Raw genomic sequence first — 13859 nt, forward strand, 5'->3', positions numbered from 1 at the left:
ATTGATATTAACGTTTGGACAGATTGATTTTTGCTGGGCTATCAATATTTGTAATTTCTTTATTTTATTGACTTTAATTCTCAATTGAGGACGATTCTGAATGCTGACCCCCATTGCCAAGTCATCGCCCCAAGTCCCTCTGCCCTACCATCCGTGTATGAATGAAGAAGCGCACGACAAAGTTGCGCGCATTCACCTTCCGGTAGCTCCGCTGTGCAATATCCAGTGCGCATATTGTCAGCGAGTGCTGGATGCCCCAAAAGGTTGCGCAACAGGTCCCGGCTCAACTGCCGGGGTACTCAGTGTGGATGAGGCGGTTTCCGAAGCCCGGAATTTTTTAGCCCAGTGGGGACCTGATTCCATTGTCGGTATTGCCGGACCCGGCGATCCTCTGGCTAACCCGGAAACCTTCCAGACCCTTGCCGGAATAAAGGCAGGCAACCCTTCGTGCAAAATCTGCCTGTGCACCAATGGGCTGATGCTGCCGGACGAGGTGCAGCGTCTGGCTGATATCGGCCTTGAAACTGTAAGTGTGACTGTGAACGGGATTGACCGTGAGGTTATGGCTGAACTGCATCCCCGGATTCTGCTTGATGGGCGAACCTATGGCGGAACCGAAGGGGCGGGAATATTCACCGACAGGCAGTGGGCAGGCATAGAATCAGCTATCGCACTCGGTATGAGCGTTAAGGTAAATATGGTGGTTGTGCCGGAAGTTAACGGCGCGCAGGCAGAACCCATAGCCCGCCGGGCCGCGCAGGCCGGGGTTACAATTTTCAATCCCGTCCCGCTTATTCCGCGGGGTGGTCTGTGTTCAGCGGCCAAGCCCGGAATCAAATACATGCAAAAGCTGCGGGAAGAATGTTCAGCGCATCTGCCGGTGTTTACCAAGTGTAAGCAGTGCAGGGCCGATGCCAGAGGAATTCCCGGTATGGAGGTGTCTCTTGCAAAATAAAAAAACTGGAATCAACCGCCGAGCCTTTCTTAAAGGCAGTGCTGCACTGGCAACCTTGGCTGTGCCGGGAACTGCAGGTGCAGCAAAGTCTGACAGTGGCGCGCGTTCCCTTGAGGTCTGGTCTTGCGGAGGTCTGGCAGAGGCATTTATCCCGGCCAATAAAGCGTGGGAAGAAAAGCACGGTGTGCCCATTGCCTACACTGGAGCATTTGCCGGAGCACTTGGTAAGTCTTTGCTTGGAAGTGCCCAGACAGAAGTATTTGCCCCCCGGGTCTTGAAGCTGGCCAAGAAATTGAAAGAGCAGGGCAAGATGCTTTCTTTCCAGCCGCTGTGTTTCACAAAATACGTGCTTATCACCCCTAAAGGTAATCCCGCAGGAATAACCTCAATTGACGATCTCAAACGTCCGGGTGTGAAAACAATGTTTTCGCCGGATTCGTCTCCTCCCGGAGGAGCGGCTGTGACCGGGCTGCTCAAGAAGAGCGGTGTTCTGGACGGAGCCACCAAAAATGCTCAGGCCATGGGCTCATGTGTGCAGCATGATGTGGCTGATATTGCTTCCGGCAAGTATGATGCTTCGGTGGTGGAATTGCGCATCACCCGTTTGCCCCGTTACAAGGACGCTTTTGAAATCTTCGACATACCGGAAAAGTTTTTCCCTGCTCCGCCCATCCCGTTCACAATCGGGGTCATGAAATGGGCCAAGGATATGGATGTAGCCCGTGAATTCGTTAAATTCATCTGTGCAGAAGAAGGGCAGGCCTGTTTTGAAAGGGCGGGTTTTATCCCGGCCCTGTCGGAGGAAGGGCAGCGGCTTGCAGAAAAGTACGGGGTGCATGATGGCTGATATTCAATGGGTGAGAAGAATCATTCAGGCTGGCGGTCTCTATGTTCTGGGCACATTTTCCTATTACGGAGTATTCCGCTGTCCTTTTGCCATACCTTACGTCAGCTGTGAGAACTGTCCGGTCATCCAGTGTCCGGGCCGTAAAATATGGCTCAGTGCGTGGATCGGTATTCTGGCGGCAGCCGTCTTATTCGGAAAGTCCTTTTGTTCCTACGCCTGTCCCGGCGGCATGGTCTCAGAACTGCTGTCACGTTTTGCCATATTCAAGGGCAAGGTCAAAGGAGTGCTGGATAAAAGGATTTCATATTTGAGATACGGACTGCTGGCTGCATCCATGTACATGCTTTGGGGTATGGGCAACCCCCGCTGGGCGGTGCCCATCCGTACCGGGGATTTTATTGAGTCCACAGCACTTACTTTTGAACACGCTTCGTGGTTGTGGCTGCTGCGCACGGCTTTTATTGTTGCCGCCCTTGCCGCAGCACTGCTGGTTCCCCATTTCTGGTGCCGTTTCCTTTGTCCCACAGGGGGATTGCTGGAACCTTTCCGGAAGTTCTCTTTCTTCGGTTACCGGATGGATGATTCCTGTACGGACTGTGGGAAGTGTGATCGTCATTGCGATCTTGAAACCCGTCCGGGTGAGCATAACTGTAACAATTGCGGGGCTTGCGAATCGGTTTGTCCGGAGAATTCCATCGCCTTGAAAAAGTTGCGTTGATATTAAGCTGTATGGTCTGCAATAAGTAAGGTCCGCATCAATGACACCATTGATGCGGACTTTTTTTGGGGGGTTAATGCTTGTTTAGTTCTTAGCGGTTGTCTTTAGCTTCATTCATTTTTTCAATAAGAGCCTGCAGCTCAGATGCGAGCTGGTTGACGTTGTCCGCAGCCTCTGTGGACTGAGCTACATTCTCTGATATTTCAGCAGAAATGGTGTTTATTTCCATGGTCGATGAATTGATTTGTTCAGCTGCTGCAGACTGTTCTTCGGTCGCGGTGGCGATGGATTCAACCTGGTTTGCAGATTCGTTGACTATTTCAACAATGGTTTTAAGCGAATCCCCGGCATCCTCTGCCAGTTCTGTGCATTGGGTAACTGCATCGTCAGTTGTTTTCATGATATCAAGACTGGCGGATGTACCTGCCTGAATTGCTGAAATGGCAGTGCCCACTTCCTGTGTTGCGGTCATGGTTTTTTCCGCGAGTTTACGCACTTCATCGGCAACAACGGCAAACCCGCGGCCTGCCTCACCTGCCCGTGCTGCCTCAATGGCGGCATTCAGGGCCAGAAGGTTGGTCTGGTCGGCAATGTCGGAGATGACATTCATAATCTCTCCGATGGATTCGGCTTGCTGGTCCTGCTTGGCAAGGGCGGCTTGAAGCTCTCCGGCACTCTCCTGAACCTGACTTGTTGCTCCGACTACCTGTTCGACAATGGAAAATCCCTCACGTGCTTTTTCAGCAGCCTCGCGGGTACCTTCGGAAGCATTGGATGAATTGCTGGCTACCTCAAGGATGGTTGCACTCATTTGATCAACGGCGGTAGCAGTTTCCTGTACCCGGTGTTTCTGATTATCGGCTCCATCCATAATTCCCGAAGACTGGCGGGCGAGTTGTTCCGCAGCAGAATTCAGGCTCAAGGTGATGTCTCCGGCGTCATCGGCAATTGCGGAAAGTGTTTCCAGCAGAGAGTTTGCGTATTCTTTTTCAGAATTAGCTTCTTCCATTGCCTGTTGGGCTTTTTGGGCCTGATTGTCTGCCTCGATTGATTTTTGTTCGGCCTCGTCCATGCTTTTCTTTAATTTGATAACCATTTCGGCAATAGTTATGCGCAGGGCTTCTAGTTCACCATGGAAGCTGATTCTATTGCAGGATTCAAAGTCGCCGTTGCTGACCTCTTGGGCGCAGGTTTGTAATTTTGAAAGAGGTCCGAGTATGGAGCGGATTATGAGTAAGATCGCAGCAAGAAGTATTATAGCGGCAATCGCTTCTGCGGTAACAATAGCGGCATTGATCTTTCCCTGCTGGTCGTGCAGGTGTTTTCCTGATTTTTTAGCAAGATCTTCAAGAAGCGGTTCCATTTTATGGATTACAGCCCGGAATTTGTCTTGCTCAGATTTTATCAGGAGAGTCATCTGGGCATATTGGTCCATGTTGTCGTTGTATGCTTTCAGCTTATCAATGATGTACTGCTTGCGTTCAGAGGTAAAGTCAGATTCTTCAACACTGGACATCAAAGCGGTTATGTTTTGGTGAAATTTATCCAGATATTTTTCATCAACCCTCATCATGAAATCTTTTTCGTTCCGGCGTAGCCTGAGAATTCCGGCTTCATACAGTTTGTCATTTCCCATTACAGCTTCTTCCGCATCACGCACAGCTGTGCGCAGTTTTCCAAGCAGACCGGAATCCTTGGTGAGACCAAGTTTAATGTAGTCATCGGCAACGACCATGAATTGTTTCTCATAGCTGGAAGTAAGGGATTTACCCTGAAGTGCAAGGTCCTTGAAAGGACCACGTGCCAGTTCGTCCAGCCTGGCTTGCATTTTTTTGGTCGTTGTTTTCAGGTTGTTAAGATATTTTGGGGATTTGCGCATGATGAAGTCTTTTTCTGCCCGCCGGGCCTGCAGCATTTCAATTTCCAGCTGCAGGGCGTTCTCCTCCATGGTCAGGCTTTCTTCAACAAGTTTGTTTCCAAAAAAGTTGATGGCGAAAACAGCCAGAAAACCCGCAATGGCCATTCCCCCGATGGACCAGAGTTTCATTTTTATAGTCATTGATTTGTCTCCAAAGAACATGTTTGCCTATGTTCATTGATGTTAAAATGTTATACTTCCGTTTGTTGTATTTCCCTATTTCTAGCTTCCCTTTCAGGTTACCAACTGCTAAGCAGCATTATAGAATAATTGGGAAAGAGTGTATTATTATGCAAACAGGTGAGATTTTATTTCACAAATCAGGTTCCACAATGACCGTCTCCGGACGTCTTGATGCCGAAGGGGCTGGGAATATCTGGGAGTCGGCGCGCTCTGCTGTCGCTTCCGGGTGTTCCATCGTTGAATGTTCCGGGGTCGATTATCTGGACGGCGGCGGGGCTTCATTATTTATGATGATGAAAGTGGTCTGCCGGGATAAAGGAAAAACTCTTGCTGTTCAAGGGCTGCGGCCCGAATTTGCTGGCTTTCTTGATTTGTTTGATCTTGAAAAAGCCGCGCCTCCCAAGGAAGAAGCCAAGGGAAAAGAAGGTCTCCGTAAATGGATTACCTCAGTCGGTCTTTCCGGTCAGGAAGTGGCCGCAGATATGCGCGAGCAGATTGAGTTTACCGGGGAATGCGTGCTTGCTTCCTTCAGAACTGCAACCTGCAAGAATAAAATGCGCTGGCCGGATTTCTGGCTGACCTGCGAAAAAGTAGGCGCAGACGGCCTGCCTATTATTTTATTGATCGGGTTCCTGATGGGCTTGATCATGTCTTTTCAGTCTGCCGTGTCTCTGGTCCGTTTCGGGGCTGAAATTTTTGTGCCCAATATGCTTGGGCTGGTTATGTTCCGCGAGCTTGGCCCTATGGTCACCGCGATTCTGCTGGCCGGGAGGACCGGATCAGCCTTTGCCGCCGAGATCGGGACCATGAAGGTCAATGAAGAATTGGACGCCCTGAACACCATGGGGCTTAATCCGGTCAGTTTTCTGGTTTTGCCGAGGGTGCTGGCAACAGTCTGTATGACTCCGCTGCTTACTCTTTTTTTTAATTTTATGAGCCTTGTGGGCGGTGCACTGGTTATGCTTTCCATGGGCTATCCGCTTTCTACATTCACCAGCCGTGTATTTGAAAATGTGCAGTGGATGGATTTTTCAGGTGGTATGATCAAGGCGGTGGTCTTCAGTTTTCTTGTGGCCGGGATCGGCTGCCAGCGCGGGCTGGTAACCAGATCCGGGGCCAGTGCGGTGGGGGATTCCACCACCAGTGCTGTGGTCAGCGGGATTATCCTCATTGCGGTTTTTGACGGGATTTTTGCAGTAATTTATTTTCTGGCGGGAATTTAAATTGATTCGCACGAATGAAAATATAATTAACGTGCAGAATCTGACCTGCGCCTACGGTGAGTCCGTAATCATCGATGATATTTCTTTTGATGTCCGGCAGGGTGAAATTTTTATTATCCTGGGCGGTTCCGGGTGCGGTAAAAGTACCGTACTCAAGCATATGATCGGCCTTTATCCCCCGGCGGCGGGGCAGATCTTTATTGATGGGGACGATATCGGTCCTGCATACGGACAGCAGCGTCTTGAAATTTTGCAGCGTATCGGGGTTATGTACCAGATGGGGGCTTTGTTCGGTTCCATGACCCTGCTTGAAAATGTGCGTCTGCCCTTGGAGGAATTTACCTCCATGCCCCGTGAGGCCATGGATTATACCGCGAGGATGAAGCTTTCTCTGGTGGGCCTGGAAAGCTCTGCCGACAAAATGCCTTCCGAGCTTTCCGGAGGAATGCTTAAACGGGGGGCGATCGCCAGAGCCATGGCCCTTGATCCGAAAATTCTTTTTCTGGATGAGCCTTCCGCTGGGCTTGATCCCATAACCTCGGCTGAACTTGATGAGCTGATCCGCAGCCTATCCCGTTCTCTGGGGGTAACTTTTGTTATTGTAACTCACGAATTGCAGTCAATTTTTTCCATTGCAGACCGGGTAATCATGCTGGATAAAAACACTCGTGGGATTATTGCCGAAGGTGATCCCCACGTGCTCAGCGAGGAGTCTAAGCACCCGCAGGTACGCAGGTTCTTTCATCGTGAAGTAGAAGGAAAAGCCAAAGATCAGAATTTGGCTACGGAGAATACATGAGTCGGAAAACCAATCCCTTCAGAGTAGGGCTTTTCATCATTATCGGCACATTGCTGTTTGTTTCAGTGCTGGCAATCCTCGGTGCCGGTAAAATTTTTGAGCACAGCGTTAAGATGGAAACCTATCTTAATGAGTCCGTGAACGGTCTTGAGGTCGGTTCGCCAATCAAGTTTCGTGGGGTAAAGATCGGTTCTGTTGCCCATATTGATTTTGTAACCGATCATTACGTGGATCTGGATCAGAGTGCATTGCGATATGTATATATTCTCGGTGACCTTAATCATAAGATGTTTAAGACCCGTGAAGGTCAGGATTTAGTGCGTGCCCTGCAAAGGGAAGTGGACCGGGGGCTGCGCGCGCGTCCTGTTTCATTGGGGCTGACCGGGCAGCTGTTCCTTGAAATCGACTACGTGGATCCGAACAAGAATCCACCACTAAAAATAACATGGAAGCCTGAATATATGTACGTGCCTGCGGCTCCGTCCATGATGAGTAAGGTTGAGAGTGCGGTGGCATCTATCAGTGATACACTTGAGGATATCAACAAGGCCAACATTGCCGATGCCATCGAGGATGTGCGTGATGTGGCTAAAAGTTTAACCACTTTTCTCAAGAATGCAGATACCGGGGAGATCAGTAAACGGTTGACCGGAACCCTCACTGAGGCTGAAAAATTTATCGCCCGTATAAACCAGCTGCTGGCTGATCCGCAGGTGGACAACCTCATGCCCGATGTGGCCGCTGCGGCCCGCAATATGCGTTTGGTTATGGAAAGTTCTTCCGGGGACATAGTGGCGGCCATGAAGGACATCCGCAAAGCTTCCGCAAGTGCTAAAAATGTGACCGGGGGCATGGAAGCATACCTGTCAGGTCCGCAAGGCAAGCAGACTTTGGCTGATCTTTCCAAGACGCTTAACAATATCAGCGAAGCATCCGACAGGATCAAAGGGGCCGCTGCAAGGTTTGAATCAACCCTTTCAAGGGTGAATATGACCGTGGCCGGGCAGCAGGGCAATATTGAGGCTATTCTCGACAATGTGCGCAGGCTGATGGAAAATCTGCGTGAACTCAGCAGCGAAGCAAAACAGTATCCCGCCGGAGTCCTCTTCGGTGATCCGCCGAAAAAGGGAAGGAGTGGAGAATAATATGATGAAAAGCAGCTCAGAAAAAATATGCCTTATCAGCAGAACGGGACTCGTGCTGCTGATTCTTCTAGCCTGTTCTCTGTCCGGGTGTGTCAAACTTGAACGCCCGACCCTTGACCGTAAATATTTCACCCTTGATGCGGTCCGTCCGGGCAAAGAGAAAAATTCTATTCACTCGAACAAGAATCTAATTGTACGGCGGGTTAAGATTTCACCACGCTACGAGGACCGTGATCTGGTTTACAAGGTAGGGGAGAGCGGTTTTGAAGCAGATTACTACAATTCTTTTTTTGTTCCCCCGGCAGCGATGATCACTCAGGAGTTGCGGGTCTGGATGGGGGATTCCGGGGTTTTTGCCAATGTGCTTGGCCCGGACAGTATGGGGACCGGGGAGCTTTTGCTGGAAGGATTGGTCAATTCTATTTACGGGGATTATTCAACTGCACAGCATAAAGCAGTGCTCAAAATGCAGTTTATCCTGCTGAATAACGGCAATCCCGACCTGCCCATTCTTTATTCCCGTAATTTCAGCCATGAAATCCCGGTGGAAACAACCGGGCCTGAGGCTCTTGTGCAGGCCATGAATAAAGGGCTCAATGATATTTTTATTGAGCTTGAGAAGGACCTTGCTGATGTTGTCCACGTGAATCATTTTGATTCCGGAGATTATTCACAGGAAAAATAGACCCTGTTTTTGCCCTTGATTTTGCAGCGGTACATGTTGTCGTCTGCGCGTTTAATGACTCTTTCCAGGGGTTCATCGTGGGAGAATTCCGCTACACCGATGCTCATTGTTTTATAGACAGAGGGGCCGGTCGGGGGACGGTATTCGTAGTCCGCAAGTGCTGAGCGGATGTCTTCGGCCACTTTCATGCCCTGCTGCCCGCTTGTTCCGGGCAGGATGACCATGAATTCTTCGCCTCCGTAGCGGAAGGCCCTGTCTGTATTGCGGATGGTTTTTTTTATGATTCTGCCGATTGACTCAAGTATATCATCACCGGCGGCATGGCCGTAGGTATCGTTGAACATCTTGAAATCATCAACATCCATAAGCAGGATGCTCAGCGGCTGTCCGGTATTGCGGCTTTTGAAAATTTCTTTTTCGGCAACGTCCAGCATATGGCGGCGGTTGAACAGCCCGGTAAGCTGGTCGGTGATGCTCATGTTTTTGAAGCGTTCTTCACTTTCTTTGAGCTTCTGCTGTGCTTTTTTTCTTTCCGCTATTTCCTGCTCAAGGGCATAGTTTTTTTCATCCAGTTCATGAAGCAGGGTGGCCAGCTGTGCTGCGTTGTCTTCCTGAAGCTCCTTTACTTCCATCAATTCTTCAATCAGTTCTTCACGACGCAGCTCCGCTTCTTTTTCAGCGGTAAGGTCGTGCATGATACAGATACAGTTTTCAGGGGTATCGTCATTTGTGTCGAGTGTGGCCGCGGTCATATCAACAAAATGGATATGGCCTTCTTTATCTATGATGGAAAGGTTCAGGTTGTTTTTGCTGGTCGGTCCGCGAAAGAGATTGCACAGATATTCACGCCCCTCAACATCATGTGCCGGGGTGATTATTTCATGCAGTGGCTTTTGCTGGGCTTCGTCCGGACCGTAGCCTGTTATTTCAGTGAAAGCTGGATTGGAAAAAAGGATTTCGCCCTGTTGATCCATAATAACGATTGCGGAAGCCGCTTTGGCAAATAATTCCTTGAACCGCGACTGCTCAACGTCAGTATATTTGGAATTCATGGAGTCTTCCAAATTTTTATACTTATCCCTGAGCTCCGCCAATTCTGAATAAATAGATCGTGAATTGCGTAAACTTTGCATTATAGAACACCCCTCGACTTTACTCCACCCTATTGGGGTGACATCTTTACGCTGATTTGGAAACTAATCAAGTGTTTTTTGGTTAAAGTCGAAGATGGGATCTTATTTGCTTGCACTTTATTGAATTTTAGACAAACATGTGCGCGCACTTCTTTTTAGGCAAGATAAAAAATAATTCAGGAAAAAATATAATGATAACAATGAAGCTTCTTCTTTCGCCCGTAATTTGCGCCCTGATCGGCTGGTTTACAAACTTTCTTGCGGTTAAAATGCTTTTTCATCCGCATAATCCTATCAAGGTCGGTCCTTTTACCATTCAGGGCATATTTCCCAAACGTCAGAAGGAGCTGGCCCTGCGCTTGGGTGAAATGATCGAAAGGGAGCTTATTTCCCACGCCGATATTAAAGATGTAATTAATGATCCGGCATTTCTCGATAAACATAAGGAAGTAGTTCTTGAATATCTTGATGTTTTCTTCCGCGAGAAGCTGACCTCCCTGCATCCCATGGTGGGCATGTTTCTTAATGATGAAACCATGAAGACTGTAAAGGGCATGCTTTCCCAGGAGCTTGATTCCATGCTGCCCAAGCTCATCGAGACCACTTCCTCCCAGCTTGAATGTTCCCTTGATTTCAAATGCATTGTTCAGGATAAGGTGGAATGTTTTTCCATGGAACAGCTTGAGTCCATCCTTTTTGCCATTATGAAAAAGGAATTCAAGTTTATTGAGATCATTGGCGGCGTACTCGGATTTATCATCGGTCTGATTCAGGTGGGAATTTTCCTGCTCTAAAGCAGTCTTTTTTCGCGTGCTTTGTCCCGTCCGCAGGTTGGTTTTGCGGACGGGATTTTTTTTGGAATTTACTCAACGCAAGAGTTAAGCATTTTTTGCTTCAAGTCTTAAGAATTATATAGTTCCGCCAAGAGTTTGTTTTTTTTGTTATGGTCATAATTGGACACGGGGAGTCCGCTGTTATGCTTCTGGAGGTTTAATTGCGTTTTTTAATTGTGCTGGGGCAGCTGTTTTTCTTTCTGCTCCTGTCCGGTTGCGCCCAGATTGCCGGACCATACTATCTAAATCACGGAGAGTTTGAGGACGGGATCAGGGTCCTTGGTGAAGAGTTCCGGGAAAATCCTGAAGATGCAGCGGCAGCATATTATCTCGGTCGCTACTATCTTGCCCTTGAAGAGCCGGAGTTGGCAGCCGGGTTGTTGAAAAAAGCAGCCGGGCTTGAGCCTGAGAATTCTGAGTACCGTTTCTGGGTCGGTGTTGCCTGCTGGGCACTGGAAGATTTTGAAGAAGAGCAGGCAAGTTACAGGCAGGCACTTTCTTTAGATGAAGATAATGTCTCGGCAAATCTTTATCTGGCCCACACTTATCTTGATGAAGGTAAACTTGATCAGGCCCTTGTCCTCTATGATAAAGTTATCAGGATGGATAAGTATAACCCACAGGCATTATACAACCGGGCCGACATCCTGACCAGACAGCGGAAGAAAGACGCAGCCTTAAAGGAATGGAAGAAATTCCTGGAATATTACCCGGACGGAAGTCTTGCCGTATACGGAACCGAGCAGCTTAACCGTCTGGGGGATTTTACCTACCGTAACTTTATTCTTGGAAAGCGCAATGTCACTTTGCGGACCTTCAGCTTCAGAGCGGGCAGCACTAAGTCCGATTTTGAAAGCAATCTTTCTCTGCGTGTCCTTTCGGCCATAATGGAGTCGGATAAGGACAGCGCATTTCACATTGTCTCCTACTGTAAAGATAATCCCGCACTGGCAAAGGAGCGGGCACAGAAAATAAAGGCGCATATCCTTAATGCGCATCCCGGAATAAATGCCGCACGTCTGCCGCTCAGCTGGTTCGGTGTGCCGGAAAAAATCAAGCACGAGGGTAAAACTTATAATCTGGATGATTCCATCCGGTTCATCACCGTACTTAAGCAGGAGAATCCATCATGAATAATATTATGATCAGATTCTTATGCTTATTGTCTGTTCTGCTTTCTTTGTTTGTTTCAGCGTCTCCAGCACTGTGCGCGGCCGGAGCGGACGAAACTTCCTATTTTTCCACCCCTGATGAGGCTGATGCGGCCGCAGCCGCAGCCCGCGACGCAGCAGTTAGTGAATCGGAAAATGCAGCCCGTGAAGTTGCTGCTGTTGAAAGTGAAGTAAAAGCCGCCAAAGGTGAGGTGCGGGCGGCATTGCATGATCTTGCTGCTGCGAAACAGCGTGGCAGGACAGAAAAGCTGTCTGCTGCGCGTGAGAGGCTGGAAGCTGCCCGGACAAATCTGGATAAGACGGAGAAGAGGGCCGGAAAAGCAGTTTCAGCTATTACTTCGGTAAAAGCATCAACAATCTCCTCCATGCGCAGCCAGAATATGAGCTGGAGCGAAATTGCCCGCGAGTTGGGTGCTGCAAAGGAAACCCTTGCTCCTGCAGCTTCGCTTAACCGTGATTCAACTCAGCGTGAGCCGGGAGCAGGCATAGGCAAAGGTAATTCCGGTGACCGTAAGGGCGGAACAATGCGTGATCTGGTAAGCGGAATTTCCAAAACTCCCGGTGCTGTCGGCGGCAAGGGCGATATTGCTTTGGGACTGAGCAGGGTTTCCGCTAAAGCAAAAAGCGGCAGTAAGGATTCCCGGACTGCAGAATCCGTGGCGGCCCTTGGCGGGCGGGGCAATGCCCCAACCGAACGTGAAGTTGCCTCAATCAGTGCGGCCATATCCAAGGCACGGGCAAAGCTTTCAAAAATGAAGTCCCGAGCGGCTGTGGCCAAAGCCAAGGCCATAGTGGCCCGAAGCAGAAATAAATAAGTTCATATCAATACAAAAACTCCCGCAATATCATAAAGATATTGCGGGAGTTTCTTTATCTCATACGATTTTGCCAACCTACACGGCGAAGCCCCATTAAAAGTTTTTGAAGAGTCCAGAGAAACTTTTTTCAAAAAGTTTCTTTGGTCCCCGAAGGGCCGCCGGAGGCATTTTATTTCCCAGCGCAGGTCTCCAGAAACATCTTGTGACGCTCTGCGTAGGGCGGATATTTGAAGAATGCTGAACCGGAAACAAGCACATCCGCGCCTGCTTCAACAAGTTCGCGACAATTTTCCATGGTTACGCCGCCGTCCAGCTGGATGAGGGTGTCGGCACCCATGTCATCGATCATCTTGCGCAGGTCACGTACCTTCTGGGTACAGAAGGGGATGTACTTCTGACCGCCGAAACCGGGGTTAACGGACATGATCAGCACCATGTGCAGCTGCGGGATCAGGTATTTGATGGATTCCAGCGGGGTGGCCGGGTTCAGCGCGATTGCGGGCTTTACACCTTTTTCAGCTATTGCGGCTACAGCGCGCTCAAGGTGCACGGTGGATTCGGCATGGATGCAGAGCAGGTCTGCCCCGGCATCGCAGAATTCATCGATGTAACGTTCAGGCTGCTCGATCATGAGATGGCAGTCAAAGAACAGGTTGCATTCTTTGCGCATGGATTTGATAACCGGAGGCCCGAAAGTGATGTTGGGCACGAATTTTCCGTCCATTACGTCAAGGTGAGCCCATTTGAGGCCCGCTTCTTCCAGGGCTTTCAGTTCATCGGCCAGACGGCTGAAATCACAGGAAAGCAGGGACGGGGAAATTATTGTTTCCTTGGCTGCCATTATTTTTTCTCCTTGTCTTCCTTCATGTCAAAATCAACCTTGATCTTGAACATTTTGGTGGCGGGCAGATAGAGAACGCGGATTCCGGTTCTCTCGGTGATTGCATCGAGAGTTCCTTTCACGGTCTCCTTGTCCGGCCCGATGAAGGTAAACCAGATGTTGAAGTCGTTTTCACGCAGGTAGTTGTGGGTCACGCCTTTGTGGCGGTTAACCTCGGCCACGAATTCTTCCATTTTTTCTTCAGGCACGCTGGCGGCGCAAAGAGTAGAATGCCAGCCCAGTTCACGGGAACCGAAGTTCGCACCCACGCGGCGGATGACACCGTCTTCGCGCAGAACGTTGACCCGTGAAAGGGCTTCGTCTTCGGATACACCGACCATTTTCCCGATCTCCTCGTAAGGGCGGGGCGCAATGGGGAATCCGGACTGGATGATGCCGAGAATGTCTTTATCTACTGCGTCCATATTTTATCCTTTCAAATTTTTGATGCGCTTCGCGCTTTTGACGATTTGATTTCGCCTCCGGCGGCCAAAGGGGATAATCCCCTTTGGAATCCCTATTAGTTTAAATAGGTTAATTGTCATCACTA

Annotated in this window: 14 protein-coding genes; 10 read left to right on the forward strand and 4 right to left on the reverse strand. The window is 49.3% G+C overall.

Annotated elements, in window-relative coordinates:
- Positions 1-100: 100 nt before the first annotated feature.
- Genes FMR86_RS16950 through FMR86_RS16960 form a run of 3 tightly spaced genes read left to right on the forward strand, consistent with a single transcriptional unit; the run spans position 101 to position 2520 of the window.
- On the forward strand, positions 101-955 hold the full coding sequence (locus tag FMR86_RS16950; protein WP_163352584.1) for a radical SAM protein: 855 nt from the start codon (positions 101-103) through the stop codon (positions 953-955).
- Positions 945-1802 (forward strand): substrate-binding domain-containing protein, encoded by an 858-nt coding sequence (locus FMR86_RS16955; protein ID WP_239057276.1) that lies wholly within the window; start codon positions 945-947, stop codon positions 1800-1802. Before FMR86_RS16950 ends, FMR86_RS16955 begins: the two co-directional genes overlap by 11 nt.
- Positions 1795-2520 carry a 4Fe-4S binding protein gene (locus FMR86_RS16960; protein ID WP_239057277.1) on the forward strand — a complete coding sequence of 242 codons (726 nt, stop codon included), beginning with the start codon at positions 1795-1797 and terminating at the stop codon, positions 2518-2520. Before FMR86_RS16955 ends, FMR86_RS16960 begins: the two co-directional genes overlap by 8 nt.
- Positions 2521-2611: 91 nt before the next feature.
- On the opposite strand, the gene FMR86_RS16965 is transcribed toward FMR86_RS16960, so the two are convergent.
- Entirely contained in the window at positions 2612-4579 is a 1968-nt protein-coding gene (locus FMR86_RS16965) for a methyl-accepting chemotaxis protein (protein ID WP_163352586.1), read from the reverse strand.
- Positions 4580-4770: 191 nt separating this feature from the next.
- Between FMR86_RS16965 and FMR86_RS16970 the strand changes: the two genes are divergently transcribed.
- Genes FMR86_RS16970 through FMR86_RS16985 form a run of 4 tightly spaced genes read left to right on the forward strand, consistent with a single transcriptional unit; the run spans position 4771 to position 8473 of the window.
- Positions 4771-5844, forward strand: a complete 1074-nt coding sequence (locus FMR86_RS16970; RefSeq protein WP_239057278.1) for an MlaE family lipid ABC transporter permease subunit — start codon at positions 4771-4773, stop codon at positions 5842-5844.
- Position 5845: 1 nt separating this feature from the next.
- Positions 5846-6643, forward strand: coding sequence for an ABC transporter ATP-binding protein (locus tag FMR86_RS16975; RefSeq protein WP_203544965.1), 798 nt, complete (start codon positions 5846-5848; stop codon positions 6641-6643).
- Complete coding sequence (locus tag FMR86_RS16980) at positions 6640-7788, forward strand: MlaD family protein (protein ID WP_163352588.1); 1149 nt, start codon at positions 6640-6642, stop codon at positions 7786-7788. The genes FMR86_RS16975 and FMR86_RS16980 overlap by 4 nt, the downstream gene beginning before the upstream one ends.
- Position 7789: 1 nt before the next feature.
- Positions 7790-8473, forward strand: coding sequence for an ABC-type transport auxiliary lipoprotein family protein (locus FMR86_RS16985; protein ID WP_239057279.1), 684 nt, complete (start codon positions 7790-7792; stop codon positions 8471-8473).
- On the opposite strand, the gene FMR86_RS16990 is transcribed toward FMR86_RS16985, so the two are convergent.
- On the reverse strand, positions 8455-9525 hold the full coding sequence (locus FMR86_RS16990) for a sensor domain-containing diguanylate cyclase (RefSeq protein WP_239057280.1): 1071 nt from the start codon (positions 9523-9525) through the stop codon (positions 8455-8457). The two genes, FMR86_RS16985 and FMR86_RS16990, sit on opposite strands and share 19 nt — an antisense overlap.
- A 272-nt stretch (positions 9526-9797) precedes the next feature.
- Here FMR86_RS16990 and FMR86_RS16995 point away from each other — a divergent pair, with 272 nt between their 5' ends.
- The 3 genes from FMR86_RS16995 (at position 9798) to FMR86_RS17005 (ending at position 12426) form a co-directional block, all read left to right on the forward strand.
- Positions 9798-10400: a DUF445 domain-containing protein gene (locus FMR86_RS16995; RefSeq protein ID WP_163352590.1), complete on the forward strand. Its 603-nt coding sequence runs from the start codon at positions 9798-9800 to the stop codon at positions 10398-10400.
- Between the two features lie 200 nt (positions 10401-10600).
- A complete protein-coding gene (locus FMR86_RS17000; RefSeq protein ID WP_163352591.1) occupies positions 10601-11572 on the forward strand; it encodes a tetratricopeptide repeat protein in 972 nt (323 codons plus the stop codon).
- Complete coding sequence (locus FMR86_RS17005; protein ID WP_163352592.1) at positions 11569-12426, forward strand: hypothetical protein; 858 nt, start codon at positions 11569-11571, stop codon at positions 12424-12426. The genes FMR86_RS17000 and FMR86_RS17005 overlap by 4 nt, the downstream gene beginning before the upstream one ends.
- A gap of 172 nt (positions 12427-12598) precedes the next feature.
- On the opposite strand, the gene rpe is transcribed toward FMR86_RS17005, so the two are convergent.
- Both rpe and FMR86_RS17015 read right to left on the reverse strand, forming a co-directional pair.
- Complete coding sequence (rpe, locus tag FMR86_RS17010; protein WP_163352593.1) at positions 12599-13270, reverse strand: ribulose-phosphate 3-epimerase; 672 nt, start codon at positions 13268-13270, stop codon at positions 12599-12601.
- Positions 13270-13734 (reverse strand): AsnC family transcriptional regulator, encoded by a 465-nt coding sequence (locus FMR86_RS17015; RefSeq protein WP_163352594.1) that lies wholly within the window; start codon positions 13732-13734, stop codon positions 13270-13272. Before FMR86_RS17015 ends, rpe begins: the two co-directional genes overlap by 1 nt.
- Positions 13735-13859: the final 125 nt, after the last annotated feature.

It is taken from the genome of Desulfovibrio sp. JC010, from assembly GCF_010470675.1.
Classification (GTDB): domain Bacteria; phylum Desulfobacterota; class Desulfovibrionia; order Desulfovibrionales; family Desulfovibrionaceae; genus Maridesulfovibrio.